We start from the raw sequence: 26,377 nt of genomic DNA on the forward strand, positions 1-26,377 counted from the left end.
CGGGACACCGGGCCCGGCCGGGGGCGTGCAGACGCAGCCCCCGGCCGGGCGGCCGCCCGCTTCCCCTTCGACGATGCCGTCGCCTCGGCGCCGCGGCATCGGCTGGGGAGCGCGTGCCGAACTGATGATCCTGATCGGCCCTGCCCTGATCGTCTTCGTCGCCTTCGTCATCCTCCCCGTCGTCCTCGCCGCGTACTACGGATTCTTCAGCTGGTCCGGTTTCGGGACGCCGACCGACTTCGTCGGATTCCGCAACTACATCACGATCCTCAGCGACCCGGCCTTCCACGAGGCGCTCGGCCACAACCTGTTCATCCTGGTGATGTCACTGGTCCTGCAGGGGCCGATCGCCCTGGTCTTCGCCCTGCTGCTGAACCGCAAGCTGCGGTTCCAGTCGGTCATCCGGGTGCTGATCTTCGTGCCCTACGTGATCTCCGAGGTCGTCGTCGGCATCGGCTGGAGCCTCATGCTGCAGTCCGAGGGCGCCGTCAACGGCCTGCTCGCGAAGATCGGACTGGCGAACCTGCAGGCGGACTGGCTGTCCGACCCGGCGCTCGCGATCTGGACCCTGATGCTGATCATCACCTGGAAGTACATCGGCTTCGCCGTGATCCTGTTCCTCGCAGGCCTCCAGGGCATCCCCGATGAACTCTCCGAGGCCGCGGCCATCGACGGCGCGTCGTACTGGCAGGTCCAGCGCCTCATCGTGCTGCCGCTGCTGGGGCCGACGATCCGCATCTGGGCGTTCCTGTCGGTCATCGGCTCCCTGCAGCTGTTCGATCTGGTCTGGATCATCTGGGGCCAGTACGTCTCGTCGACGGCGGGGACCTCGACGATGGCGACCTACATGGTGGCCAACGGCCGCGGCGCGGGAAGCTTCGGATACGGCAGCGCCGTCGCCGTCGTCCTCTTCCTCATCTCGCTCGCCATCGCGCTGATCTACCAGCGCCTCGTGCTGCGCCGCGACACCGCGGGCGCACTGACCGAGAAACCGAACACGACAGCGGAAGCGACGTCATGATGGCCACCGCACTCATCCTCACGTCCGAGCCACGAGCGCGATACGCCCCCAGCCGTCGCCGCGGCAGCACGTTCCTCATCTACTTCGCGGCGCTGCTGCTGATCGGGCTGATGCTGGCGCCGGTCCTGTACACCGTGATCGGCGGCTTCCGCACGAACTCCGACATCACCGTCGATCCGTCGGGGCTGCCGTCGGTGTGGCGCTGGGAGAACTTCGTCGATGTGCTCGCCAACGGCGCCTTCTGGCGGCAGGTCCTCAACTCCACGATCGCCGCCGGGACCACGACCGCGGTGGTCGTCGCCCTCGGCCTGATGGCGGCCTTCGCGCTCTCGCGATACTCCTTCCGCGGGCGCGGCGCGCTGTTCGCACTGTTCACGGCCGGGCTGATGTTCCCGATGACGGTGGCGATCACGCCGCTCTACATCCTGGTGCGCAACCTCGGCCTGGCGAACTCCCTCGCCGGGGTCATCATCCCGCAGATCGCGTTCGCACTCCCCGTGACGATCATCATCCTGGTGCCGTTCCTGGCGGCGATTCCGAACGAACTCCAGGAGGCCGCGTCGATAGACGGATGCAGCCGCCTCGGGTTCTTCTGGCGGATGGTCATCCCGCTGGCCGTCCCCGGAGTCATCACCGTCGGCATCCTGGCGTTCATCGGCAGCTGGAACAGCTACATGCTCCCGTTGTTCCTCCTCAGCGACGACCAGCTGTACACGCTGCCATTGGGAACGCAGGCGTTCGCGTCGCAGTATTCGGTCGACACCGCGAAGGTCCTCGCCTTCACGTCGCTGTCGATGATCCCGGCGCTGGTGTTCTTCAGCCTGTTCGAGCGACGCATCGTCGGCGGACTCACCGGTGCGGTCAAAGGCTGACGCCGGCCTCGCGGCCGAACAACACGCAACAGAGCAGAGCTCAGAGCAAAGAAGAGAGACGAACGTGCTGCAGCAGACCCCGCGCCCCTTCTCCGCGCGCGTCCAGGCGCTCCTCGCCCGGATGACCCTCGAAGAGAAGCAGGCGCAACTCGTGGGCTACTGGGTCGACCAGGGCGACGAGGTCGTGGCTCCCATGTCGGGCGAGAAGAAGACCTCCACGCGGTACGAGGAGGCCACGTCCGACGGACTCGGTCATCTGACGCGGGTGTACGGAACCCGCCCGGTCGATCCGCTCGAACGGGCGAGATGGCTGTGGCGGGAGCAGCGGCGGCTGCAGCAGGAGACCCGGCTCGGCATCCCGGCGCTGGTCCACGAGGAGTGCCTGACAGGGCTCGCCGCATGGCAGGCCGCGACCTTCCCGACCCCGCTGGCATGGGGCGCCTCCTTCGACCCCGAGCTCGTGGAGGAGATGGGGCGCGCGATCGGAACCTCGATGCGAGCGCTCGGGATCCACCAGGGCCTCGCTCCGGTGCTCGACGTGATCCGCGACCCCCGGTGGGGCAGGGTCGACGAGTGCATCTCGGAGGACCCTCTGGTCGTCGGCGTGCTCGGCACCGCCTACGTCCGCGGTCTGCAGTCCGAGGGGGTGCACGCCACGCTCAAGCACTTCGTCGGCTACTCCGCCTCGCAGGCCGGGCGCAACCACGCCCCGGTGCACATCGGCCGCCGAGAGATCGAGGACGTCCTGCTGCCGCCGTTCGAGATGGCGGTGCGCGAAGGCGGAGCACGCAGCGTGATGAACTCCTATACGGACATCGACGGCGTCCCGGTCGCCGCTGATCCCTTCTACCTCGACGAGATCCTCCGGGAACGCTGGGGCTTCGACGGTGTGGTCGTGTCGGACTACTTCGCCGTGGACTTCCTGCGCAGCATGCACCGTGTGGCCGCCGATGCGCCGGAAGCCGCGCGCCTCGCGATCACCGCCGGGATCGACATCGAGCTGCCCTCGCCCGACGCCTACACGACACTCGCCGACCAGGTGCGCAACGGCTCGCTCCCGCAGCACATCCTGCACCGGGCCGCCGGGCGGGTCCTCGCACAGAAGGAGGAACTCGGCCTGCTCGACGCCGACTTCACCGGCGAGCCCGCGGGCATCGATCTCGACCCGCCCGGGCACCGCGACATCGCCCGCCGGCTCGCCGAGGAATCGGTGGTGCTCCTCAGCAACGACGGCATCCTCCCGCTCGACCCGTCGTCGCCGCATCGCATCGCCGTGCTCGGTCCCAACGCCGACAGCACCGAGGCCCTGATGGGGTGCTACTCGTTCGTCAACCACGTCCTCGCGCACCACCCGGGCACTCCCGCGGGGATCGCCCTGCCCACGGTGCTGGAGTCGTTGCGTGCGGAGTTCCCGGGTGCCGAGATCACCCACGCCCCCGGATGCGAGGTCGAGTCGCCGGATCGCGGTCTCCTCGCGGCAGCAGTCGCACAGGCCGAAGAGGCCGACATCGCGATCGTGGTCGTCGGCGACCGAGCAGGGCTCTTCGGGCGCGGCACGGTCGGAGAGGGCAACGACGTCGAGTCCCTCGAGCTTCCGGGGATCCAGCGGGAACTCGTCGAAGCCGTCGTCGCGACGGGAACGCCCGTGATCCTGGTGGCGCTGACCGGTCGGCCGTACGCGCTGGAGTGGGCTCTGCCCGCGCTGAGCGCGGGCGGAGGCGTGCTCACCGGCCTCGGCGCGGTGAACTCCCCCGCTCCGGCGACCGAGGCCGAGGCCGGCGACGCCGCGCGGCCGGCGGCAGCGTTCCAGGCGTTCTTCCCCGGCGAGGAGGGAGGTCCGGCGATCGCCGCCCTGCTGAGCGGTCGGGTCTCACCGTCCGGTCGACTTCCCGTCTCGCTTCCGCGGTCCGCCGGCGCGCAACCGTACTCCTACCTGCGCCCGGTGCTCGGCGGCCGGACCGATGTGACCAGCGCGGATTCCACTCCGGTGCGGCCCTTCGGGTTCGGCTTGGGGTATACCTCCTTCGCGCACGAACAGCTGACGGTCGATGCATCCGTCCCGGCCGGCACGGTCTTCCACGCGTCGGTGATCGTGCGCAACACCGGTACAAGGGACGGCGTCGACGTGGTGCAGCTCTACGCGCACGACGAGATCGCGAGCGTGACCCGGCCACTGGCGCAGCTCGTCGCCTTCCAGCGGGTCGCTCTTGCCGCAGGCGCGAGCCAGGTCGTGCGGTTCGAGGTGCCCAGCGAGCGCCTCTCCTTCACCGGCATCGACGGCAACCGCCGGATAGAGCCGGGGCGCATCCGGCTGTGGGTCGGCCCTTCCTGCGACGACGAGGAGACGGTCGCCACGATGGAGATCGTGTCCTCCGACGATCCACTCAGTCCGTGACGGCGTGGATGAAACCGGCGATGTGCTCCTGCAGCCGGAGGATCCGCAGATCACGGGCGGTCTCACGGTCGAAACCCTCGTAGGCGAGCGGCGGGAGTCGTCGCACGTTCGCTGAGCACCCGAAGTTCGCACAGACGAGAGTGCCGATGCTGTCCCCCTTGCGTCCGGCGGCACCCGCCTTCCGCGCGGCGAAGAGCTGTACGTCATTGCGGAGAGTGACGTCCTCGCACCAGGAGCACTGTGCGCGCGCCACCACGCGCTGCTCGGCCTGCTGCAGGAGGATGCCGGCGAGCCCGCTGCCTGTTTCGGCGACCACGTAGGCACGCCGTGGGAACTTCGGATCCGACCATCCGAGGAAGTCGAGGTGCTCGAAGTCGAGATCGGCGAGACCGGGAGGCAGGTTGAGGTCGGAGACCTCCTTGCGGGAGGCGTTGCGGAAGCTGGCGCGGATGTCGCGCTCGGTCACGGGAGACATGGGGATCCATTCGGAAATGGCGCGCACCGCAGATCTGGGCGCGCGCGGGTGTGTGGTCAGAGAGGCACGCAGAAGACGTGCGATCGGGCGGCGCCACGGGCGCCGAACTCGGAGGCGACGAGGTCAGCCTCTGCGGCCGGCGCTGATGGCGCCGACGACCTCCGATCGCCCTGAGGGCACTCTGCTCATGATGGACACGCCCGAGATCTTACCCGCCGGGCTTGTGAACGCTGTGTGTCGTTCCGTGTCGCCTCGGGTTCCGCATCGGCCGGTCGCGACCTAATCTTGCCGGAACGCCGACCCCGAAGGAGACCAACCGTGTCCACGCCGCTGAACCGCATTTCGCCCCTCCAGGTGCGTGAGCGTGCAGCGTGCATGTGCGAGCACGGCGACGTCTGCACCTCGTTGGCACCGGGCCACGCCCTGCACCTGATCCAGGCGCGACTCGCGTCGGCGACGCCCGCCGACTGGGTCGACGGCATCGTGGAGTCGGCGGATGCCGTGTCCGGCGACCTCGTCGTGCGTACGCTCGACGGCCAGGCCCGCGCGCTCTGGAACGCCTCCGGCGCCGCGCTGGAAGCAGCGCCGGGCACCCCCGTCGCCCTTCACTCGCGGTACGGCGTGCTGGCGGTCGGCCGCGTTCAGTTCAACGTCGCCGCGGCCTGAGCCGCACTCTGGGTCCCTGAGGCGCCTGCGGGTCAGACCGCGATCATCATGTCCTTCATCGCCATGCACGCCTCCATGCAGGCCTGGCAGGCCTGAGCGCACATCCTGCAGACGTCGCTGTGGTCGGCGTGCTTCATGCACTCGTCCATGCACACCTGGCACATCGCGATGCAGGCGTTCAGCATCGCCATCATCGAGGCCGGCGTCATCCCCTGCATCCGCATCATGGAGCGCATCATCGTGTTGCACATGTCGGCGCAGTTCATGCATGCGGGCGAGCAGTCCATCATCTGCGTCGAGCACACGGTACAGGCCTGCTCGCAGGCGGAGCAGGCGTCCATGCACGCCTGCATCACCGACATGTCCATCATGTCCATACCGGGCATCGACATCATGTCCTTGGACATGGCGTTCATCATCATCGAGTCCATCGCACACCGCTTCCGTCGCCGGCTTCCGCCGAGTCCTGCGCGGGCAGGGGCACCCGCCTGACGCCAGGCTAGTCCTCGAGATGCCCGGCGTCGACGCTCAATTCGGTTGCCATGCTCTCGCGCCGATGTCAATGCCTTGGTGAAGTTCGAGAGGCGGTGCGAGGGTGGCACCTCCACCGAATCTACGAATGAGAGGAAGAGGACATGGGACTCGACGACAAGATCAAGAACACCGCCGAAGAGATGACCGGAAAGGTCAAGGAGGGTGTCGGAAAGGCCACCGACAACGAGGACCTGGAAGCCGAAGGAAAGCTCGATCAGGCCAAGGCAGACGCGAAGCAGGCCGGCGAGCACGTCAAGGATGCCGCCAAGCATGCCGGAGACAGCGTCCGCGACGGCTTCAAGGACTAAGAGAAAGGGCCCGCCTCCCAGCGGGCCCTTTCTTCTCCTGTCGTCAGAGGCTTCGGCTGCCGCTGATCGCCCGGATGATCCAGGCGATCACTGCGATGGCCAGCAGTACCAGGCCGACCCACAGGAGGAACTGGAGCGATTGCACCAGCCCGCCGGTGATCGCGAGGATCACAGCGATGACGACGACGACGATCAACAGAATGTTCATCGGATTCCCTTTCTGCCGGGGGCGCCGCGCGCCCGTGAGCGGTGAACTCACCGTAGTGACGGCGACGCGGTCCCCAGCAGGGGGTTGACTCGGGGGTCATGAGGTGCCCTGGGAAAGGAGAGGGGTCATGCCAGGACGACGGAACGCATCCCTGAAGGACCCGGAGCTGTACGAGGAGCTCCGCGACGACGGCGCCTCCAAGGAGAAGGCCGCGCGGATCTCGAACGCGGCCGCCAAGGAAGGCCGCAGCGCGGTGGGCCGCCGGGGTGGCGAGCACGGCGACTACGACGACTGGACGGTCGACGAGTTGCGCAAGCGGGCGAAGGAGCTGGGCCTGACCGGCTACAGCGGCAAGCGGAAGTCAGAGTTGATCTCCGCATTGAGAAACCACTGAGACGGACCATGGCCAGGTTCGGCGTGGAGGAGGAGTTCGTCCTCCTCGACGAGGAATCACTGGTCCCGCTCGCACTCGGCGATGCGACCAGGAAGCGCATCACCGATGAGATCGCTCTCGGCACGGTGACGTCCGAGTACCTCACCTGCCAGCTCGAGTGCATCACGGATCCGGTCATGACGATGCCGGATGCCGAGCGGCAGCTGCGCCACCTCCGCGGTCTGCTCGGCGCCCACGCCGCAGCACAGTCCGCCATCGCCGCCGCATCCGGAACCCCCTTCGCCTCGACGCGCACATCCGCCGTCTCCCCGTCCCCTCACTACGACGACGTCGCCGCACATCTGGCGCACCTCACCCGGGAGCACGAGGTGAACGGCCTCCACGTGCACGTCGAGGTGAACGACGACGAGGAGCGGGTTCGGGCGCTCAATCGGGTGCGCGGCTGGCTGCCCGTGCTTCTCGCCCTCAGCGGCAACAGCCCGTTCGTCGGCGGACTGAACTCCGGTTTCGCCAGCTGGCGCAGCATCGTGATCCGGCGGCTGCCCTCGTCGTGGTGTCCGCCTCGATTCCACGACCTCGACGACTACCGTGCGCACGTGGCGCAGCTGGTCGATCTGAAGGTGGTGCCGGAGGCCGCGTCCCTCGCGTGGGCGGTGCGCCTGTCCGAGCGCTTCCCGACCGTGGAGGTGCGGGTGTTCGACGCCCAGCTCCTGCCGGAGGAGACCCTGTTCGCCGCGGCGCTCAGCCGCGCGATCGTGCTGACCGACGAGCGGGTCTCGGTCGGCGAGCTCGACGGGATCGACGCGTCACTCTGGATGGCGGCACGCAGCGGCATGGACGCGCGCGTCATCGATCCCACCACCGGGGCGGTGGCCGATGCGTGGCAGGTCACCGGGCGGATGCTGGACTCGATACGCCGCGTCCTCGCGGAGCTCGGCGACGAGGATCTCGTGGACGAGCACCTCGAGCGGATCCGCCGTCACGGAACCGGAGCCCAGCGGCAGTCGCGGGCGTTCGACCGTGATGGAGTCGCCGGTCTGCGCCGGCTCTACCGCGAGGGCACTCCGGTTCTCCCCGCCTGACGGCGGTGCGGGATCCGCGACCGCGACCCCGGGCGTCCTCGCCCGGGAGTAGGGTCAGCGCGTGACATCCTTCGCTCCGCTCCATCGACTCGTGATCGTGATCGCGGTCCTCGCCTCTTTCGTGACGTTCCTGGACGGCACCGTCGTCACCGTCGCACTCCCGGCGATCAGCCGCGAGCTCGGCGGCGGGATCACCACCCAGCAATGGGTCGTCGACGCGTACCTGATCACGCTCAGCGCCCTGATCCTGCTGGCCGGCTCGGTATCGGATGCGTACGGCCGTGTCGTCGTGATGCGCGTCGGGCTCATCGCCTTCGGCATCGCCTCCGTCGCGGTCGCGGTCGCGCCTGACCCGCTCATCCTCATCATCGCCCGGGCGCTCCAGGGCGCGGCCGGAGCCCTTCTGGTGCCGAGCTCTCTGGCGCTGATCACGGCGACGATGCGCGCCGAGGTGCAGTCGCGTGCGATCGGCGTGTGGACGGCGTTCACGACAGCCGCGATGCTCGTGGGCCCGCTCCTCGGCGGGCTGTTCGTCGACTTCCTCTCCTGGCGCTTCGTCTTCCTGATCAACGTGATCCCGATCGGCATCACGCTGCTGCTCCTGACGCGACTGGACCTGCCACAGCATCCGCGCGGGATCCGGGTCGACTGGTGGAGCGGCGCCCTGTGCGCGGTCGGCCTCGGCGCCGTGGTCTTCGCGCTCATCGAGCAGCCGAACCTCGGCTGGCAGTCCCCGGCGATCTGGATCCCCGGGGTGCTCGGCGCCGCGTTGTTCGCTCTCTTCCTGATTCGTCAGCACCGTTCGCCTTCTCCCCTCATGCCGCTGTCGCTGTTCCGCGTACGCAATTTCGGATGGGGAAACCTGGCCACGCTGTTCGTCTACGCGGCGCTCGCGCTCAACGGATTCGTCATCGGGGTCTACCTGCAGCAGGGCGCGGGGCTGAGTGCGACGGCGGCGGGCCTCGCCAGCCTGCCGCTGACCATCCTGATGATCCTGCTCAGTTCGCGCGCCGGCGCGTGGGCGGGACGGCTCGGACCGCGGATCTTCATGACGGGCGGGCCTCTGCTGATGGCTGCCGGTGCGCTGCTGCTGCTCACCGTCGCCTCGGACTTCGACTACTGGTGGCAGGTGCTCCCCGCGATGGTCGTGATGGGTCTCGGTCTGTCGCTCACCGTCGCGCCTCTCACCTCGGCGATCCTCGGCGCCATCGACGAGACCCGCTCGGGGATCGCATCGGCGGTGAACAACGCTGTGGCCAGGGTCGCCGGACTTCTCGTGGTCGCATTGCTGTCGACCATCGTGGGCGGCGCGCTCGATCTCGACGGCTTCCACAATGCGGCGTGGGTGACGGCGGCACTCCTGGCACTCGGCGGCATCGTGTCGTGGATCGGCATCCGCCGCAATCCTGTGGAGGCGGCGGATTCCGACCAGGCGGACGCGCGCGCTTGACTTCGACGGCTGCGGGTCGGGATGATGGGTCCGGGACCTTCGTGGGAGCGCTCCCACGCCCGTCCCGATGTCGACGAAGAAGCGACACCGACCCCGGAAGGAACCGATGCAGATTCCCCTCCTCATGCGCCGGGCGGCTGTCGCCGCCATCGCCATGATCACGATGACGACCCTCGCCGCAGCGCCCGCGCACGGCGCGAACGATCTCCTCGACCCGGATGCCGATCTCTGGACCAACCCGCAGAGCACGACAGTGCAAGCTGCCGGTTCGCTCGCCGGAGACGCACGCGACGATGCTCTGCTGCTCGCCTCCTTCCCCAGTGCCTCGTGGGTTACGGGCGGCACGCCGAACGAAGTGAAGCGCGACGTCAAGCGACTCGTCTCGGGCGCGCACGCCTCCGACGAGGTGCCCGTCATCGTGGCCTACAACCTGCCGTTCCGCGACTGCGCACAGTACTCGGCCGGCGGCGCGACGTCTCTCGGCGCGTACACCGACTGGATCGACGGCTTCGCCAAGGGCATCGGGAACAAGGACGCCGTGGTCATCCTCGAGCCCGACGGTCTCGGCATCATTCCGTGGCACACCACGGCGACCGGCGAACTCGAGTGGTGCCGTCCGGCGGAAGCCGACTCCACGACCGCGGCATCCGAGCGTTACGAGATGCTCAACTACGCGGTCGACGCCTTCGACGCCCTGCCGAACACCGCCGTCTACCTCGACGGCACGCTTTCGGCGTGGCTCAACGTGGGCGACATCTCCGATCGTCTGATCAAAGCCGGCGTGGAACGCGCAGACGGCTTCTTCCTGAACGTCTCGAACTACGCGTCCACCGAACGCCAGCGCAAGTACGGCACCTGGATCTCCGACTGCATCAACCTCAGCGTGAACTCGTCCTGGGAACCCACCTCGTGCGCGAACCAGTTCTCCCCGGCCGACTACGACGACTTCAGCACCTGGACCCGGACCGACGCCGCCTACGACCGGGCATATGCCGACACCGGCGTGACCCGCGATGCCGCAACGCAACCGCACTTCGTGATCGACACGAGCCGCAACGGTCTCGGCACCTGGACACCCGCCGAGGTGTACCCCGACCCTCAGGTCTGGTGCAACCCGCCGGACCGCGGTCTCGGCGAGCGCCCGACGACCGCAACCGGAGATGAGCTCATCGATGCGCTGCTGTGGATCAAGGTCCCCGGCGAGTCCGACGGCGAGTGCTACCGCGGAACCGGTGGCCCCGAGGACCCCGCCCGCGGAGGAATCGATCCCGCGGCCGGCCAGTGGTTCGCCGAGATGGCCGACGAACTCATCGACAACGCGGTACCGGCGATCACGCCGTGACCGCACGGCGCCGCTCCGGAGGTCGGCCGGTGAGCCCGGTGGCTCCGGCTTTCGGAGCGGTGCTCTCGGCCGCATTCGTCCTCGCGGGATGCGCGGCGGCACCGGCGGTGACGCTGCCTCCGCCCGGCGCCGTGCCCGACTATCAGCTCGGCGGAGCGTATGCACCCGCGGCGGGCGTCGGCGTCATCGGTCGTGATCGCGGCGCGGCTCCCGTGTCCGGGATGTACTCGATCTGCTACGTCAACGGGTTCCAGACTCAACCGGGCGAGCTCGCGTCGTGGCCGTCCGATCTCCTGCTCCAGCGCGACGACGAGACGGTGTTCGACCCCGACTGGCCGGACGAGGCGCTTCTCGACACGTCGAGCGCAGACCGTCGGGAGAGGATCGGCGACATCGTGATCGAGTGGGTCGAGGGCTGCGCCGATTCGGGTTTCGATGCGGTGGAGTTCGACAACCTCGACTCCTATACGCGTTCCCACGGCGCGCTGACTCTGGACGACAATCTGGCTCTGGCCTCGCTCCTCGTCGATGCCGCCCACGCCGCGGGCCTGGCCGCCGGGCAGAAGAACGCCGCAGAAGACGCGGCCGCCCTCCACCAGCGCGCCGGATTCGACTTCGCGGTGACCGAGGAGTGCGCGGTGTACGAGGAGTGCGGCGCCTACGAAGCCGTCTACGGCGACCACGTCATCGACATCGAGTACGCCGACGACCTGCCCCGGTCGTTCGCGGAGATGTGCGCCGACGACCGGTCACCCGCGTCGATGGTGCTCCGCGATCGCAACCTCGTCACCCCGGCGGACGGCGACTACGTCTTCGAGGTCTGCCCGCGCTGAGCCCGCCGTTCATTCCGCCGGGTGACCGCCGTAGACCCTGATCTTGAACTCCGTGATCTCCATCGCGAGGGCGAGCTCGCGGATCTGCACAGCGATGCGGTCCCGCTGATCGAGCATGATCGCCCGCCGCTCCGCGACGGTGCCGGGACCTTGCTCGACGAGGGCGATGTAGCGCCCGAGGTCACTCATCGTCATTCCGGACAGCCGCATCCGCGTGAGGAACACGAGCCGGCGCAGATCGAAAGCGGAGTACTCGCGATACCCGGAGACATTGCGCCCTGGGCGCACGAGACCCTGCTTCTCGTAGTACCGGAGCGTGTGGCCCGAGAGTCCGAGCAGAGCGGCGGCCTCCGTCACGCTCAGCGACCTCTCCGAGGCCTCGATCGTATCGTCGTCCATCAGGGCGTGAACGGCGTCGATCACCGTCCCGGGTGCCTCACCTCCGCGGTCGAGGATGCGGTCGATCAGCGTGTCAGTGGACATGCGTGAATAGTAGACCGGTCAGAACGGCCGGGCCGCCGGTCGGAGCCCGGGGAAGTCCGCCGATTCGCTCAGTGCTGCCCACTTCTGCACGTCGTCGAGGGAGCCGCGATACGTACGGGTGAGATTGCGGACGGCTTCGGCGCCGAGCGGCAGGCGCAGCGGAGCATCCGGCGCCTCGAGCACCTCCCGGATCACGGAGGCGGCCCGCTCCGGATCGCCTTCCTGGACGCCGTCGGCCTCGCTCATGTTCGCCCGCACCGCGCCGGTCACCTCCGCGTAGCTCGCATTCGCCTCCGCCGTCCTGAGCACGTCCGCCGCGTTGAACTCGGTGCGGAAGCGGCTGGGTTCGACGATCAGCACCCGGAGGCCGAAGGGCGCGACCTCGCCCGCGAGCGCTTCGGACCATCCCTCCAGGGCGAATTTTCCGGCCGAGTAGCTTCCGACCGCGGGGAACGACATCCGCCCTCCCTGACTGCTCATCTGCACGATCGCTCCGGAACCGCGTCGGCGCATGATCGGGAGCACCTCGCGCACGAACGCCGCGGGACCGAGCAGATGCTGCTCCAGCATGTCGCGCAGCTCGCCGTCGGTGATCTCCTCCGCGGCGCCCACCTGTCCGGCACCGGCGTTGTTGACCAGCACATCCACCCGCCCGAACTCGTCGATCGCTCGACGCACGACGTCACCCGCGCCCGAGGTATCGCGCACATCGTGTTCGATGGCGAGCAGTCGTCGGCCATGGCGCGCCTTGAGGGCATCGAAGCGGTCGATGCGCCGCGCCGTTCCGACCACGTTCTCTCCCGCTCGGAGCGCCGCTTCGGCCAATGCCGATCCGAGGCCGGAGCTCGCGCCGGTGATGATCCAGGTTCTGCTGTCGTTCGTCGTCATGGTCCCGACGCTAGGGGTTGGAGCGCGCTCGAACGCAAGCTCGGGGGTGGCTCCACCAGCCGCGCCTGCGCATATTCCTCTGGCGGCACGGCCCGCCGAGTGGAACACTGAGGCATGAAAAATCTGCTCGCCAGATACCCGCTCATCTCGTTCTTCGCCATCGCTTACCTCTTCGCGTGGGTCATCGAGATACCCGTCGCCCTCTCGGCTCAGGGCTTCCTGCCTGCGATGCCCAAGATCGCAGTGGCGATCGCCATCGTCGTGGCGACCTTCGGTCCGATGATCGCGGCGTTCGTCATGACCGGCGTGACGGAAGGCAGGAGCGGCGTCATCCGCCTGCTGCGCCGAATGGTCCGGTGGCGGGTGGGAATCCTCTGGTACCTGTTCCTGCTGGTCGGGGTGCCGATCATCATCATCCTGGGGACGATCGTTGTCCCCGGCGCAGTCGAGTCCTTCCAGCCCATCCTCGGTCCGCTGCTCGCCGCCTATCCGCTGGCCCTCCTGATGACGTTCCTCTTCGGGGGCCCGCTGGGAGAGGAACCGGGCTGGCGCGGCTTCGCACTGCCGCGGCTGCAGGAGCGCAACGGTCCCCTGTGGGGCAGCGTGATCCTCGGAGTCCTGTGGGCGCTGTGGCATTTCCCGCTGTTCTGGAGCGGCGTCTGGACTCCCCCGACGATCCCGAACATGGTCATGTTCGTCGTCATGATCACCGCACTCACGATCATGATGACCTGGGTCTTCAACCATGCGGCCGGCAGCGTGCTCATCACCATGCTGATGCACGCCTCTTTCAACACGTTCGCCAACAAGGTCGGGTACCCGCTCTTTCCCGCACCGATCTTCGACGACTACGGGCTGCTGCCCGTGCTGATCGGATTCACCGGCACCGCCCTCGTGCTCATCCTCATCACCCGTGGCCGCCTCGGCTACGACACCTACCTCGCTCGCGACGGTGGGTAGGCTGACCCCATGACGAACTCCGGGGGTGTCGCCGCGAAGGCCGGCGCCTTCTGGGATCGAGCGTGGCGCTCGCTGCTGGCAGCTTCCTCGGCACCGGTATGGATCGCCGCGATCACCGCGATGGCCGTCATTCTCACGTTCATCGCGTTGGGCGGCCTGCGGCCGGCGGAGAACTCCCCGACGCTCACGCCCACGGGTGCGGAGGCACGCACATCGCTGTACGCCGTGACCGTTCTGAGTGCTGAACTCACCGACGCCATCGACAAGCAGTTCCTCGAGGCGGAGCCCGGCGACGACCTGCTCATCGTCACGGTCCGGCTCGAGAACCTGACCTCTCAGGCGGTCGGCGTCGACCAGGGCGCCGACCGCGTCAAATCACAGCTGATCCGCGCCAGGGAGCCGTTGCTCACGCTGTACGGCGTCACCGCAACGGACGACGCGCGCGCCTGGCGCACCGATGGCTCGCTTCGCGGAGTGATCCTGCAGCCGGGTGTCCCCGCCGAAGTGCAGCTCGTCTGGCCCGTCCCCGAAGATTCCTTCCCCGACGGCATCGCGTACCTCGACGTCTTCGACGCCAGGGAACGGACGGGGCAAGCCATCCTGTCAGCATCCGCCGTGACCTGGCGTCGCACCGAGCTGGCGACCCGCATCGCCGTGGAGGTGCGGTCGTGAGGAGAGCCCGCCCCTGGCTGATCGGCGCTGCGCTCGTCGTCGCCGCCGGGCTCGTGAGCGGCGTAACTCCCTCCCAAGACTCCCTCGTCGGCCCGTTCCTGATCAGTGGCGGCCCCGCGGACACGGTGACCTCCCGCATGCTGATCGCGAGCGTCTCCGGCGCCTCGTTCGCGGACCGGGTCGTGGCGGCGGATGGCGAATGGGAGGCCGAGGGCAACTGGCTGGTGGTCGAACTCGCGGTGTCGGCAGCCCACACGGAGGTGGATGCCGAGATCCCGCTGGCCACACTGCACCTCGACGGCCGCGTGTTCCACGCGAGTGAGCGAGCGCCGGAGTCGCTGCTGCAGACACGGTTGCATGTGGGCACCGACACGGTGGGTACCCTGGCGTTCGAGCTTCCGGAGGGTCTGCGCGGAGGCCTGGGTGAGCTGCGGTTGACGCACGAATACCTGACACCCGAACTCGATGACGTCGTCGCGATCACGCTTCCGCTCGACGAGGCGCCGACGGCGTCGAGCATCGAACTCGACGCACCGCGCGTCGGAGCGCCGTGAGCTGGCGGCGCACGCACGGACGCGCGCTCGCGGCCCTGCTGGTGGCGGCGACGGCCACCGTCGGCGTGCATCTCTGGTTCGATGTGCTTCAGGCCGGAGGGCCGGAGGAGCGCGCCCGCATCCTCGCAGAAGGAACGACGGAGATCGGCGGACACGAACTGACGCTCATCTCCGCACGGTCGGACGAGTTCGAAGCGCCTGCGGGATCGAAGACGCTGAGCGTACGACTGGATGCGCGCAGCGACGTCGATGCGGCGCCCTGCGGGAGCATCACGCTCACTGAGACGAGCGGGAAACGTTCCTGGATCGTTGCGCAGTCGGATGTGGACACGTCGTCCGATGCGGATGCTCGCGACGCCGAGGCGACCTGCGGGGCAGGATCACCCTTCTATCGCATCCTCTCGGTCTTCCTGCTGCCGGACGACGCGACCGGCCCCTTCTGGCTCGACGTTCCCGTCGGGGTCGGCGAGATCGCTCGATTCCGCGTCGAGCTCTGACGCGCGCACGCCGATCCCGGCGCCGGGTCTGGCGACGATCGAGTCGAACGCCGTCGCCACGATGGCGACCCGCAACGGCTCGGCGATGACGCCGATACCCACCATGATCAACGGGAAGAACGCGCTCCAGAAGTTGTTCTCGTGCCCGCCGATCAGCTGCAGCACTCCTCGCGCACCGACGCGCTCAGCCAGAGCCCAGACGGCGTAGAAGCAGGCGAACAGGCCGAACAACAACGGCCCACCGCGCCAGATCGCGGCGATCGCGGCCCAGAGATCCTCCAGACGCTGCAACAGGGTTCGGGACAGGCTGCCGACGGCGCCTCGCAGCGATTCGGTCCCCCGCCGCAGCAGGGGCGGCAGGGTGTCGAAGTCGGCGCCGTAGATGACGCCGGCGACAGCGAGCCAGGCGGCCGGAACGATCACCGCAGCGGCGATGATGCCGACGAGCCACAGTGCCGCCTCCCACACCGATGCCAGCGGAGGGAGGGATGCCGCGACCCAGTCGCCGATCCCCTCCATCCATACCGCTCCCGCACGTCCGGAGAACCACTCCTTGGCGTCCGCCCACCACTGGCCGACGAGGGTGAAGAGCATGAATGTCCACAGCACCTCGGCGTACGCGGCGAGCGCGAGCGTCCACGTCGGCAGCCGATCACGGAGCCGGGAGAGGAACAGCCGAGTGGCGAGGGCGATCACGAGCACGACCACGGGGATCAGCCCGATCGAGATGAGTCCTCCTCGATCGCCGATCGCTTCGTCGATCCCGAAGCCGGATTCTTCGAAGGCGATGCCGACGGCGATCGCGAAGAAGTCCTTCATATCGGCGTCCAGCATCCCCCAGGCCGCATAGAACGCGAAGAACGGCAGGATCGCGACGAGTGTCGACCGCGCGAACCCCCGGTATCGGGTCTCCGCGCCGTCTGCTGCCACGTGCGGCAAGGATGAGCGCACTGTCAGGTACATCGCGACATACGAGACGAGCCGGGCGGCGACGGCCAGCGGAAGCAGCAGCAGCCCGCCGAGCGTGGTGTGACCGCCGACGAATCCGGCGAACTGCACGAGCACCTCGTGCACGGCCTCGCCGCCGAGATACCAGGCCATGAGAGCCGGCCAGTGCCGGGCGAGGATGCGCCCGAACGTTCGGATGGCCTGGTGCATCCCGCTACCGTACCGGACCCGGTGATCCCGCGCCCGACGCGATGGTGTCCGTGGCCTCAATGCGGTGCGGACGGTGTCCATCCGTCACCGCACGCGCCACCCGCGTCGGACTCGGTGATCGTGACCTCGCTGCCGTCGAGACGCAGCAGGGGGTTGTAGAACTTCGAGATCTCGATGCTGTCCACCGGGACGTAGTGGAAGATGAGCGAGCGACGGAAGCGGTCGGCCGATCGGTTCGGCCCCGAGCCGTGGACCATGCTGCCGTGGAAGAAGAGCACGTCTCCGGAGGCGAGTTCGGTCTGCTCGGCGGTGAAGCCCTCGGGCAGCGTGATCTCGGTGCTCGTGAAGGACTCCTCCGGATCCGCCTCGTCCGGGCAGATGATCTCGTAGCGGTGGGAGCCGGGCACCACCTTGAGTCCGCCGTTCAACCCGTCGCAGTCGTCGATCGCGATCCACGCCGCGATGCACGTCTCGGGGTGCGCCTGCAGGAAGATGTTGTCCTGATGAAGCGCCTGTCCCCGCGCACCAGGCGGCTTGAAGTAGAACATCGACTGAGCCGCGTACACCGGACCGACCATCTCCTGCACCCGATCGACGATGCGCGGATCCAGCATCCAGCGCATCGCCAGACGACCGACCTCCAGATCTGAGCGTCGATGCGGATGGATGAATCGCGGGTACCGGGAGAGCGGATCGTCATCGCCGACCTTGTCGTCGTGGCCGACGTGGTGGTCGTTGTGGACCTGATTCATGAAGACATCGCGGATCTCGGCTGTCTCCTCCGAGCTCAGAAGGCCGCGGAGCTGGACCACGCCGTGATCCTCGTAGTCGAGGGCGAGGGCTGAAGTGACACTGTTGGAGATGGACATGACGGCAACTATGGCCCGCGAAAACCGCCCGCACCATGGCATTATCTATCGATGACATGGATGATTCTGCTGTGATCGCGAACGAAGCCTCTCCCGCGGAGACGCCCCATCCCCATGTCATCCGCGTCATCGCGGGCGAGTTCGCCGCCGGCGGCGACTACTCCACCTGGCGCGAGCAGGGAACTGCGGACTGGCTCCTCATCCACACGATCGCCGGCGCGGGTCGGGTGGCCGGACCGGCGGGCGACGTCATCACCGCCGCCGGCGACAGCGTCCTGCTGCGCCCGCATCTTCGGCACGACTACGGCACGGCGGAGGTGTCGTGGACGCTGGCCTACGCTCACTTCCACGCACGCGCGGAGTGGGCGCCACTCCTGGACTGGCCCATCCGAGGTGGAGGAGTCGGGTTCGTGCACGCTCCGAGCGAGGTGCGACTCCGCATTCTGGGCGGGTTGCGATCGTGCGCCGCATTCTCGGCGGGATCGATGCCGCAGTCGGAGCTGCTGGCGATGAACAGCCTCGAGTCGGCGCTGCTGTGGCTCGATACCCAGAACCCGTTGCGCGGTCGCATGGATGAGCGCCTTCTCCGCGTGATCGCGCACATCGGCAGCGATCTCGCCGCCGACCTGAGCATCCAGGCCCTCACGGCCGTGGCGATGCTGTCACCGTCGCGACTGTCGCGTCTGTTCACCGACAGCCTCGGAGTCTCACCCCAGCGGTATGTGGAGCGGGAGAGACTCGCCCGCGCAGCGCAGCTTCTCGCCACGACCGATCGCGCGGTCGGCGACATCGCACGCGACGTGGGCCTGAGCGACCCCCTGTACTTCTCCCGGCGATTCTCGCGACTGCACGGAATCAGCCCCACCGCATACCGCCGCCGTCCCCCCGAGCCCGACGCCGGGTGATCCAGTCGGGGTCTGGACACGGCGTCGGGACGAGCGCATGCTGAATCCATGACGGCATTCGATACCGCGCACGCTTTCAGTGGATTCAGCGTCGACTCCATCGACGCTGCTCGCGCCTTCTACGGCGACACCCTCGGCATGGACGTGACCGAGAATGCGATGGGGTTCCTCGATATCCGCCTGCCGCAGGGCGGATCGATCCTCGTCTACGGCAAGCCGGATCACACGCCCGCGAGCTACACGATCCTGAACTTCCCGGTCGACGACGTCGAGGCAGCGGTCGACGAGCTCAACGCGCGCGGAGTGGTGACGAAGATCTACAGCGACCCGGACTTCGACACCGATGCCAAGGGCATCATGCACGGCGGCCCCGATCGAGGACCTGATATCGCGTGGTTCAAGGACCCTGCAGGCAACGTGCTCTCGGTGCTGGCCGCGTCGCCAACCATATGAATCGCGGGCTGACAACCCCCTGGCCGCACAGCTTCCCGCGCGGGAGCGTGAAGGCATGAGCCACCCCGACGACATCAAACAGCCACTCGATCACCTGCCTCCGCTCGATGAGCGCGACAAGGCGGTCCAGATCGAAGAGCCGAGCTATCCGACCAGTGAAGCGCCGACCGCTCCCGCGCACGCATCTCCGGAGACTGCCGCCGAGCCCGGCAAGCCGAATCGGCACGGCGCCGACAAGCTGCCTCCCGCGTGACGCTGATATCGAGATCGCGGTACGCAGGCCGACGACTCCTCAGAACGCGCGTTCGGGAAGCAGGGACCCGGAGATGAACTCCGGCGGCAGCGGCAGCTCCCCGGGGCGGCCCTTGCGCGCGGCGTGGATGCCGAGCTCTCGCGCGACCGCGGCGTTGAGCGGAGCCGATAGGCCGTAGCGCCGGGCGATCAGGACGATCTCGCCGCTCAGGAAATCGACTTCGCTCGTCGTCCCCCTCGCGAAACTCTGCCACGTCGAGAGGTGGCCCGGCTCGTGGCCCGGTACCGGACCGACATCGAGACGAGGCGCATCCCACGCGGCGGGAGCGACAGCCAGCCTCGCCTCGGCGAAGACGCGGCGCGCTTCGGCCGCGAGGGCGTCTTCTGCGTATTCCTGCTGTTCGCTGGTTGCGCCGAACACATCGACGATGTTCCTCAGATTCGCGATGAGCTTGCGTCGCTTGGCGGCAGCGATGTCCGGCTCGATGATCGCTGCGAAGCCGGCCCGCGTGAAAGCACCCCGGTGCCGCTCTTCTTCAGCCGGGATCGGGCGGGGGTACCCGCCGATCCAGGCGACGCCGACGACGGGTCGTCCCGGCGAGACGATGACTCCGGGCTCGAGGTGGCTCGCCGGTATTCCGACCGAGACGCCGATCACTCTCGAGAACCTCCGGAGAGCGAACTCCTCGGTCGCGAGCCCGTTCTGCAGGGTGAGGATCGGCAGATCCGCCACGACGCCGAGCCCGTCGGCGAGTTCCACCCAGGCGATATCGGCGATGACGCGCTCCGCGTCCTGCGACTTCACCGCCAAGACGATCGCGTCGGAAAGGCGCGGGCGCGCCTCCTGGATCGAGGCGACGACATCGACCTCGATCACTTCGTCTCCGCCCGGGCGTCTGACACGCACCCCGTCCCGCTCGATCACCTCGAGAGCGCGACCCCGACCGACGAGCGTCACCGGCACACGTGCGATCGTCCATTGTGCGGCCAGCAGCGCGCCGACTGCGCCGGCACCTATGACGATGTACCGGCTCATGAGGCCGGCCGGCCACGTTCAAGCGCGTCGTGCGCGGAGGGCATCGAGGGGTGCATGGAGTCCTGCCGATCGTTGTCGTGCAGTCAGACTACGGACGACGATCCGCGCCTCCGAGCGGGTTCGCCGCCATGTGACCTCACGTGTCATCCGGACGTCGAGCAGGGCATCCGCCTGATGCCGCCCGACGTGCTCACATCGCATGGAAAACACCTCCCATCTGGTAGATCCTCCGCATGAGGTGTCGCACCGCGCCGCCATCGACCAGGACCGCCCGCCCGAAGCTCTGCGGCATGCGTTTCAGTTTGTGTCGATCGGCGGGTCCCGATCCACGATCCGCTCACCGGCCTCGATGCGCACCCGCAATCGGTTCCCCGCAGGCGGAAGGGACGGTGTTCAGCATTCAGCCAGTGCGTGTGCCTCAGCGAGGCGATCCCGTACTCGCCCGCGACGGAGCGCCAACGGGATTCCCGGCCGGCGTCGATATCGGTACGACTGGACACAGGGCTCATGCTCGTTCCCTTCGGATGGCGGCGATCATACGATCACGGCTTCGCGTGAGGCATCGTACTCGGCGACGCGTTCGCCCAGCGACTTCTGAGCGCGCCGCCATTCGGCATCCGAGAGGGCCGGCGAGCGCGGCGTGGCACGTGCGTCACACGGCTCAACCCAGGCGTCATCGGAGGTCACAGAGACTCGCCGGGCGAAACAATCAGGGCCGCGGACCACCCGAGGATTCGGGTGCGGATAGCGTGCGGACCATGACCCGTAACCCGCGCGGCGACCTCGTCCGGGCCCCGCATCAGCTCGCAGCGAGCCTCTCTGCCGACGAATTCACCTCTGTCTTCCGCGGCCACCCCGGAGGCGTGGCCGTCATAACCGCCGACCCGGGAACGGGACCCGTGGCGCTCACGGCGACCTCGGTCACGTCGGTCAGCGCCGAGCCTCCGTTACTGGTGTTCTCCCTGTCGTCACGATCCTCGGCGGCCGCGGCGATCTCCGCATCCGACTCGGTCGTCGTGCACCTGCTCGACGAGCACGACATCGACCTCGCGAGACTGGGGGCGACGAGCGGTGTCGACCGTTTCGCCGACACGACGGCGTGGGCGCGGCTCGCGACGGGCGAGCCGGTCTTCCCCGGAGTGCGCGCCTGGGTGCGGTGCGCGATCGTCAATCGGATGGAGGCAGGCGGGTCCACCGTCATCATGGCGCTGGCACTGCAGCATCACCTCACTCGTGAGGCCGGCTCTGCCGATGGAGGCGGCGCACTGGTCTATCACAACCGCACTTGGCACCGACTCGGGGAGCACTCGACTCTGAGCTGACCGCTCGCGCAAGTCGTCCGATCCGTTCGGGCGACGTCTCCGAACAACCGGTGAGCACCTTCGCCGGTGGACAGGAGACGATCATGGCCCAGCGCAGCAGCGGAAGACGGTTCATCGCGTGGGCGGCCCTCGCGGGCGTGATCGGCGGTGCGGTCTTCCTGGCCATCGCCGAGCTGTTCGCGCTGCTCGTCGCGCGCGCAGCCAGCCCGATCCTGGCCGTGGGCGGATTCGTGATCGACATCGTGCCGCAGCCGTTCAAGGAGTTCGCGATCGCCACGTTCGGCGAGTACGACAAGATCGCCCTGCTGGCCGGGCTCGGCCTCGCCGTGGTCACCGCCTCGGCGATCGCCGGGATCCTGCAGCTGGCGCGTCCTCCGCTCGGCGCCCTCGCACTGGTCATCGCAGGTGTGCTGTCGACCGCTGCGATCGTCACCCGCGCCGGTGCGACGATGCTCTCCTTCCTGCCGCCTGCCCTCGGAACGATCGTCGGTGCGCTCATCCTCATCGTTCTCATCCGTCGCCTGCGCGCGTGGCGGCAAGCGGCGCTCGGCGAGGGGGCTGACGACGGGACCGATGCAGTGCCCGAGAACCCGGTGGCCCCGAAGGGGTTCGACCGCCGCCGCTTCTTCGTGCTCGCCGCGATCTCCGGAGCATCCGCCATCGTCGTCGGCATCACCGCGCGCACCGTCAGCATGGCGGTCGGATCGGTCGAGTCGATCCGCAGTGCTCTCAGGCTCCCGCCCGCGCGCACGAGAGTGATCGTGCCGGAGGGTGCCGAACTCGACATCCAGGGCCTGACCAGGCTGTTCACATCCAACAAGGACTTCTACCGCGTCGATACTGCTCTCACGGTCCCGACCATCGACCCGGACACCTGGCGTCTTGTGATCGACGGGATGGTCGATCAGCGCGTCGAGATGTCGTTCCAGGACCTCCTCGACATGGGACTCGACGAGTACGCGATCACCCTGACCTGCGTCTCGAACGAAGTCGGCGGTGAACTCGTCGGCAATGCGATGTGGCTCGGCGTGCCGCTGCGCGACGTGCTGAAGAAGGCCGGCGTGAAGCCCGGCGCAGACATGGTGCTCTCGCGCAGCGTCGATGGCTATACCGCGAGCACGCCCCTTTCGGCCTTGACCGATGACGACCTCGACGCGATCCTCGCGGTCGGTATGAACGGTGAGCCTCTGCCGCTCGAGCACGGCTTCCCGGTGCGCATGGTCGTGCCGGGACTCTACGGCTACGTGTCGGCCACGAAGTGGCTCACTGAGCTCACGGTCACCACCTTCGCCGAAGACGAGGCCTACTGGACTCCGCGCGGATACAGCGCGGAAGCGCCGATCAAGTTCTCGTCCCGGCTCGACACCCCCAGCATCGGGCAAGCCGTTCCCGCAGGGACCATTCCGCTGGCCGGTGTCGCCTGGGCGCAATCGGTGGGGATCGAACGCGTGGAGGTGCGCATCGACGATGGCGAATGGGTGCCGGCGACCATGTCGACGCCCATCAACGACGACACATGGGTTCAGTGGTTCATGGAGTGGGATGCGACTCCCGGCACGCACTACGTCGCCGTGCGCGCGGTGAACAAGAACGGCGATCTCCAGATCGAGGAACGCGCACCCATCGCGCCGAACGGATCCTCGGGGTGGCAGCGCTCACTCATCCGCGTCACCGCGGCGACGTGAGCGCACCGTGAAGGCGACCACATGGAATATTCAATCCGCCTCGCGTGCGCCCCGGCCCCGTGAGCGGGCCCGCGCGATGAGAAGCAGCACGGCGGGCACCAGGATGAATACGAAACCACTGGGACCGACCATCCAGATGCACGCGAGCGCCCAGAACCCGAGAGTCGCGCCGACGTATGCAGGCGGAGCCGTCCCGCGCCGTCCGGCTCCGAGGATGAGCAGCGCCAGCAGCACTCCCGGAACGACGAAGCCGCCGGGCAGCCCCCAGAACTGAACGCTCGCGTCGGCCGGCGGCTGGACGGTCCGGAATGGTCCGGCCAGCCACGCCGCCCACCACGGATGCACAGCGAACACCGCGGTGTGCAGAACGCAGATCAGCAGCAGCGACACCCCGGCCGCGACCGTGAGCCGGTCGGCCGGGGTGCGCGCGGGGACCTCGCGAGTGCTCTGATCGGAAGGGATGGATGCCGCGTGGCGGGGAGCTGTCATGCCTCCAGCGTGCCGCGCGGCGTTGCTTTCGGCGCCCCTCGCCCGGGCGATCGGCGTCGCTCGCGCGAGTGAGATCGAACCGGGCGAAGGGCGTCGGGGCACGTTGCCGGAACGATCAGGTCAGGAGCACGAGTCCGCCCCGTACGCGACCTCGGTCGACGCCGGCGACCGGTCCGTCGCGCTGCCCGCTACGGTTACGGTGCCCGACGGGACCGAGCCGAGCCGTGAAGAGAATGCCACGCTCGTCGTCTTGCCGGGTGCGAGTGCCTGCACCGTTCTGGAGCCGAAGGCTGTGGTGATCACGACATCAGCGGACACGGTGTCCGCGTTCTTCACGGAGACGGTGAGGTAGACCTTCTTGGCTGCGCATCTCGTCGTCGCCGTGACGACCAGATCCAGTTCCTTGACGGTGACGTCGACGAGTGTCCACTGCTGATGGGCGGACCCGCGATACACCTGCTGCTCTGCGCGGGTTCCGTCGGCGACCGCGGCCGCCGTCAGCCCGAGCGCGTGGGTCGAGAAGCGGTTGATGAATGCGACTCGTCCCTCGCCCACGGGCGTGGCCGACCACTGCTGCTCAAGCACGGCGACGTCCGATCTGATTCCTGCCTTCGCACCGGTCGCACGTGAGCGCCCCCCGATCTCCAGGACCTTTCCGCTGTTCACATCCCTGAGCGTGTAGAAGCCGTCGACCTCGGTGGTGAACGCCCAGCGCTGATTCGGTGCGCCGGTGTCGGCCGCGAGAACGACGGCGGTGCTGTCGGCCGCGGCACCCCCGAGGACGGTCAGCGCCTTGCCGCTCGTCGCGTTGATGACCTTGTAGATCCGGTCGGGCGAGACGGCGAACGACTGCCGCACCGGCTCCGCGGTCCGTCCCCCGACTCGCAGTCCGGACACGTTGGTGTAACCGCCCGACCCCGCTTTCGCGGTGAACCGGATGAATCCCGCGATGACCGACGGCCACTCCACGACCTTCGGGGTGCGATCTGCGACCCAGGTGCCTGACGCGACCGTGGCGAACGTCACTCCGTCAGCACTCGTGGACACCTCGAACGAGGTGACGTCGCCGTCGGTGCCGTTCTCACGGGCCCATTGCTTCGGCAGATACTCCAGAGTCGTCACGTTGTCGTAGACACCGCCGAGGTCGAGGGTGATCGAGACGGGCATCGCGAGCTCTTCCGTGCCCGGCCATGTCGACCAGCAGGTCTGCGAGTTCCTGTCGCCCCTGCCGTCGATGGCGAAGTAGGGAGGCTCGGGATCGCGAAATGCGGAGGCGTAGACCGCGACGGGCGTGATCAGGTACTCCGCGCGAAGTGGCTGAGTGGGCAGCGCTCCGCGCTGCAGGTTGGGCGACCACGAGGCGCCGACCTCGGTGAGGCGGGTCACCACGTTGGCATCCAGCTTGCCGTTGCGGTTGGGCGCACAGTTGAGGATGAATGATGTCCACTTCTCCTCGAGCCCCGTGATGTGCGAAACGATGTCGTCCTTCGACATCAGGGGGCCGGTGGGCGTGGACGGATGCCAGAACCAGTCCCGGTTGCTGATCGTCTGGCCCTGCAGCCCCGCCCAGGTGTTGCCTGCCGGTGCGGTGATCCCGAGCGGTTCCTCCCAGAAGATCGCGTCACTGAGCCAGGGAGTCAGAACAGCGCAGATGTCGATCATCGTGCAGTTCGGCTGGAGCGTCTTGACCAGATCACGCACGCGCTGGAGCGGAACCTGCTGGTTTCCCATCTGCCATGCGTATCCGTCAAGCATGAAGAGCTCGATCTCACCGTAGCCGGTGAGCAGCTCGGTGATCTGGTTGAGCACGTACTCGATCTGGGCCGGATCGACGCCCGCGCTCTGATCGCTCACGTGGAAGCCGCCCGTGGCCTGCACCGGATACGTGCGGTCCCAGATGGAGAAATAGAACCCGACCTTGAGATTGCGCGATCGGAACGAATCGACATACTGCTGCACGACGTCGTGCTTGTACCCCGAGCTCATGACATTCTGCGTGCCGTACGCCGTCGGCCAGAGAGCGAAGCCATCATGGTGCTTGGTCGTGAGGACGCCGTAGCTCATGCCGGCCGCGACGGCAGCATCCGCCCACTGATCCGTGTCCACCGACGGCGGTGCGAAGAGGGCCGGGCTCTGGTTCGGCGCCGCCCACTCCTCGTCGGTATACGTGCCGAGATTGAAGTGGTTGAACATGCCGAACCGCATATCCACCACCTTCTGCAGGAGAGCCTGCGTGTCCCACCCCACTCCCGTCTCGACCGCCGACCTCACCGAGGCTCCTGCCGCACCAGGTGCAAGCGGGGCGGCTGCCGCCGAGGCGGGAGAGGCACCGCCGACGACCGACGGAAGCAGAACCCCCGCGGCCGACGCGCCAGCGACGCTGAGGAACGATCGACGATCAAAGGTTCGTGACGACATTGTCAACTCCATGCTGTTGCAATGCGATCCGCCCCCTCACCATCTCGGAAACGCGCAGATGGCTGTTGTGAGCGCTCACACTATTTGGACATTGATCCGATGATAGAGGCACAGAAGAGCGATTCAACAGTCTCCGTCCCGAAGAAATCCTGAAAT

General features: G+C 67.9%; 29 protein-coding genes. 19 read left to right on the forward strand and 10 right to left on the reverse strand.

The window, feature by feature from the left end:
- Nucleotides 1–25: 25 nt before the first annotated feature.
- The 3 genes from CUR96_RS15585 (at nt 26) to CUR96_RS15595 (ending at nt 4,288) form a co-directional block, all read left to right on the forward strand.
- Nucleotides 26–1,021 (forward strand): carbohydrate ABC transporter permease, encoded by a 996-nt coding sequence (locus CUR96_RS15585; RefSeq protein ID WP_245861362.1) that lies wholly within the window; start codon nt 26–28, stop codon nt 1,019–1,021.
- A complete protein-coding gene (locus CUR96_RS15590; RefSeq protein WP_102194257.1) occupies nt 1,018–1,893 on the forward strand; it encodes a carbohydrate ABC transporter permease in 876 nt (291 codons plus the stop codon). The genes CUR96_RS15585 and CUR96_RS15590 overlap by 4 nt, the downstream gene beginning before the upstream one ends.
- Nucleotides 1,894–2,014: 121 nt before the next feature.
- The gene (locus tag CUR96_RS15595; protein ID WP_102194281.1) at nt 2,015–4,288 is read left to right on the forward strand and encodes a beta-glucosidase family protein; all 2,274 of its coding nucleotides are present in this window, start codon (nt 2,015–2,017) and stop codon (nt 4,286–4,288) included.
- Here CUR96_RS15595 and CUR96_RS15600 read toward each other — a convergent pair.
- The gene (locus CUR96_RS15600) at nt 4,278–4,763 is read right to left on the reverse strand and encodes an FBP domain-containing protein (protein WP_102194258.1); all 486 of its coding nucleotides are present in this window, start codon (nt 4,761–4,763) and stop codon (nt 4,278–4,280) included. The two genes, CUR96_RS15595 and CUR96_RS15600, sit on opposite strands and share 11 nt — an antisense overlap.
- 318 nt (nt 4,764–5,081) lie before the next feature.
- On the opposite strand from CUR96_RS15600, the gene CUR96_RS15605 reads away from it, so the two are divergent.
- Nucleotides 5,082–5,429 (forward strand): hypothetical protein, encoded by a 348-nt coding sequence (locus CUR96_RS15605; protein ID WP_102194259.1) that lies wholly within the window; start codon nt 5,082–5,084, stop codon nt 5,427–5,429.
- Nucleotides 5,430–5,461: 32 nt separating this feature from the next.
- Here CUR96_RS15605 and CUR96_RS15610 read toward each other — a convergent pair whose 3' ends face one another.
- Nucleotides 5,462–5,836, reverse strand: coding sequence for a hypothetical protein (locus CUR96_RS15610; RefSeq protein WP_245861359.1), 375 nt, complete (start codon nt 5,834–5,836; stop codon nt 5,462–5,464).
- 228 nt (nt 5,837–6,064) lie between these two features.
- On the opposite strand from CUR96_RS15610, the gene CUR96_RS15615 reads away from it, so the two are divergent.
- On the forward strand, nt 6,065–6,271 hold the full coding sequence (locus CUR96_RS15615) for a CsbD family protein (protein WP_102194261.1): 207 nt from the start codon (nt 6,065–6,067) through the stop codon (nt 6,269–6,271).
- A gap of 43 nt (nt 6,272–6,314) precedes the next feature.
- Here the strand turns inward: CUR96_RS15615 and CUR96_RS18645 are convergent, their stop codons facing one another.
- Nucleotides 6,315–6,479 (reverse strand): hypothetical protein, encoded by a 165-nt coding sequence (locus tag CUR96_RS18645; protein WP_180969065.1) that lies wholly within the window; start codon nt 6,477–6,479, stop codon nt 6,315–6,317.
- Between the two features lie 127 nt (nt 6,480–6,606).
- Between CUR96_RS18645 and CUR96_RS15620 the strand changes: the two genes are divergently transcribed.
- The 5 genes from CUR96_RS15620 to CUR96_RS15640 all read left to right on the forward strand — a co-directional run bounded on the left by CUR96_RS15620 (nt 6,607) and on the right by CUR96_RS15640 (nt 11,580).
- On the forward strand, nt 6,607–6,873 hold the full coding sequence (locus CUR96_RS15620) for a DUF7218 family protein (RefSeq protein WP_102194262.1): 267 nt from the start codon (nt 6,607–6,609) through the stop codon (nt 6,871–6,873).
- An 8-nt stretch (nt 6,874–6,881) separates the two neighbouring features.
- Nucleotides 6,882–7,955 carry a carboxylate-amine ligase gene (locus CUR96_RS15625; protein ID WP_102194263.1) on the forward strand — a complete coding sequence of 358 codons (1,074 nt, stop codon included), beginning with the start codon at nt 6,882–6,884 and terminating at the stop codon, nt 7,953–7,955.
- A gap of 61 nt (nt 7,956–8,016) precedes the next feature.
- Complete coding sequence (locus tag CUR96_RS15630; RefSeq protein WP_102194264.1) at nt 8,017–9,405, forward strand: MFS transporter; 1,389 nt, start codon at nt 8,017–8,019, stop codon at nt 9,403–9,405.
- A gap of 106 nt (nt 9,406–9,511) precedes the next feature.
- Entirely contained in the window at nt 9,512–10,747 is a 1,236-nt protein-coding gene (locus tag CUR96_RS15635; RefSeq protein WP_219722006.1) for a glycoside hydrolase family 6 protein, read from the forward strand.
- Entirely contained in the window at nt 10,744–11,580 is an 837-nt protein-coding gene (locus CUR96_RS15640) for an endo alpha-1,4 polygalactosaminidase (protein WP_432612430.1), read from the forward strand. The genes CUR96_RS15635 and CUR96_RS15640 overlap by 4 nt, the downstream gene beginning before the upstream one ends.
- Before the next feature lie 9 nt (nt 11,581–11,589).
- Here CUR96_RS15640 and CUR96_RS15645 read toward each other — a convergent pair whose 3' ends face one another.
- Nucleotides 11,590–12,063 carry a MerR family transcriptional regulator gene (locus CUR96_RS15645; protein WP_102194266.1) on the reverse strand — a complete coding sequence of 158 codons (474 nt, stop codon included), beginning with the start codon at nt 12,061–12,063 and terminating at the stop codon, nt 11,590–11,592.
- An 18-nt stretch (nt 12,064–12,081) separates the two neighbouring features.
- Complete coding sequence (locus CUR96_RS15650; RefSeq protein WP_102194267.1) at nt 12,082–12,951, reverse strand: SDR family NAD(P)-dependent oxidoreductase; 870 nt, start codon at nt 12,949–12,951, stop codon at nt 12,082–12,084.
- 114 nt (nt 12,952–13,065) lie between these two features.
- On the opposite strand from CUR96_RS15650, the gene CUR96_RS15655 reads away from it, so the two are divergent.
- Genes CUR96_RS15655 through CUR96_RS18495 form a run of 4 tightly spaced genes read left to right on the forward strand, consistent with a single transcriptional unit; the run spans nt 13,066 to nt 15,634 of the window.
- Entirely contained in the window at nt 13,066–13,911 is an 846-nt protein-coding gene (locus CUR96_RS15655) for a CPBP family intramembrane glutamic endopeptidase (protein ID WP_102194268.1), read from the forward strand.
- A 9-nt stretch (nt 13,912–13,920) separates the two neighbouring features.
- Nucleotides 13,921–14,583, forward strand: coding sequence for a hypothetical protein (locus CUR96_RS15660; RefSeq protein WP_102194269.1), 663 nt, complete (start codon nt 13,921–13,923; stop codon nt 14,581–14,583).
- On the forward strand, nt 14,580–15,137 hold the full coding sequence (locus tag CUR96_RS15665; RefSeq protein ID WP_102194270.1) for a hypothetical protein: 558 nt from the start codon (nt 14,580–14,582) through the stop codon (nt 15,135–15,137). The genes CUR96_RS15660 and CUR96_RS15665 overlap by 4 nt, the downstream gene beginning before the upstream one ends.
- Nucleotides 15,134–15,634, forward strand: a complete 501-nt coding sequence (locus CUR96_RS18495; RefSeq protein WP_146008166.1) for a hypothetical protein — start codon at nt 15,134–15,136, stop codon at nt 15,632–15,634. Before CUR96_RS15665 ends, CUR96_RS18495 begins: the two co-directional genes overlap by 4 nt.
- Here CUR96_RS18495 and CUR96_RS15675 read toward each other — a convergent pair.
- Together CUR96_RS15675 and CUR96_RS15680 are read right to left on the reverse strand one after the other, a co-directional pair.
- The gene (locus CUR96_RS15675; RefSeq protein WP_102194272.1) at nt 15,518–16,792 is read right to left on the reverse strand and encodes a hypothetical protein; all 1,275 of its coding nucleotides are present in this window, start codon (nt 16,790–16,792) and stop codon (nt 15,518–15,520) included. The genes CUR96_RS18495 and CUR96_RS15675 overlap by 117 nt on opposite strands.
- Before the next feature lie 56 nt (nt 16,793–16,848).
- A complete protein-coding gene (locus CUR96_RS15680) occupies nt 16,849–17,661 on the reverse strand; it encodes a phytanoyl-CoA dioxygenase family protein (protein WP_102194273.1) in 813 nt (270 codons plus the stop codon).
- Between the two features lie 71 nt (nt 17,662–17,732).
- Between CUR96_RS15680 and CUR96_RS15685 the strand changes: the two genes are divergently transcribed.
- From CUR96_RS15685 to CUR96_RS15695, 3 genes are read left to right on the forward strand one after another with little or no spacing between them, the layout of a single operon-like run.
- On the forward strand, nt 17,733–18,566 hold the full coding sequence (locus CUR96_RS15685) for a helix-turn-helix domain-containing protein (protein WP_180969066.1): 834 nt from the start codon (nt 17,733–17,735) through the stop codon (nt 18,564–18,566).
- A gap of 48 nt (nt 18,567–18,614) precedes the next feature.
- Nucleotides 18,615–19,019, forward strand: coding sequence for a VOC family protein (locus CUR96_RS15690; RefSeq protein WP_102194275.1), 405 nt, complete (start codon nt 18,615–18,617; stop codon nt 19,017–19,019).
- 55 nt (nt 19,020–19,074) lie between these two features.
- A complete protein-coding gene (locus tag CUR96_RS15695) occupies nt 19,075–19,272 on the forward strand; it encodes a hypothetical protein (RefSeq protein ID WP_102194276.1) in 198 nt (65 codons plus the stop codon).
- 39 nt (nt 19,273–19,311) lie between these two features.
- Here the strand turns inward: CUR96_RS15695 and CUR96_RS15700 are convergent, their stop codons facing one another.
- Nucleotides 19,312–20,307, reverse strand: a complete 996-nt coding sequence (locus CUR96_RS15700) for a ketopantoate reductase family protein (RefSeq protein ID WP_102194277.1) — start codon at nt 20,305–20,307, stop codon at nt 19,312–19,314.
- A gap of 758 nt (nt 20,308–21,065) precedes the next feature.
- On the opposite strand from CUR96_RS15700, the gene CUR96_RS15705 reads away from it, so the two are divergent.
- Together CUR96_RS15705 and CUR96_RS15710 are read left to right on the forward strand one after the other, a co-directional pair.
- A complete protein-coding gene (locus CUR96_RS15705; protein WP_102194278.1) occupies nt 21,066–21,629 on the forward strand; it encodes a flavin reductase family protein in 564 nt (187 codons plus the stop codon).
- 83 nt (nt 21,630–21,712) lie between these two features.
- Complete coding sequence (locus CUR96_RS15710; protein ID WP_102194283.1) at nt 21,713–23,314, forward strand: molybdopterin-dependent oxidoreductase; 1,602 nt, start codon at nt 21,713–21,715, stop codon at nt 23,312–23,314.
- Between the two features lie 30 nt (nt 23,315–23,344).
- On the opposite strand, the gene CUR96_RS15715 is transcribed toward CUR96_RS15710, so the two are convergent.
- Both CUR96_RS15715 and CUR96_RS15720 read right to left on the reverse strand, forming a co-directional pair.
- Nucleotides 23,345–23,803, reverse strand: coding sequence for a DUF6463 family protein (locus CUR96_RS15715; RefSeq protein ID WP_102194279.1), 459 nt, complete (start codon nt 23,801–23,803; stop codon nt 23,345–23,347).
- Nucleotides 23,804–23,923: 120 nt separating this feature from the next.
- Nucleotides 23,924–26,074, reverse strand: a complete 2,151-nt coding sequence (locus tag CUR96_RS15720) for an alpha-L-fucosidase (protein ID WP_219722007.1) — start codon at nt 26,072–26,074, stop codon at nt 23,924–23,926.
- Between the last annotated feature and the right edge of the window lie 303 nt (nt 26,075–26,377).

This window comes from Microbacterium aurantiacum, assembly GCF_002872075.1.
GTDB classification, from domain to species: domain Bacteria; phylum Actinomycetota; class Actinomycetes; order Actinomycetales; family Microbacteriaceae; genus Microbacterium; species Microbacterium aurantiacum_A.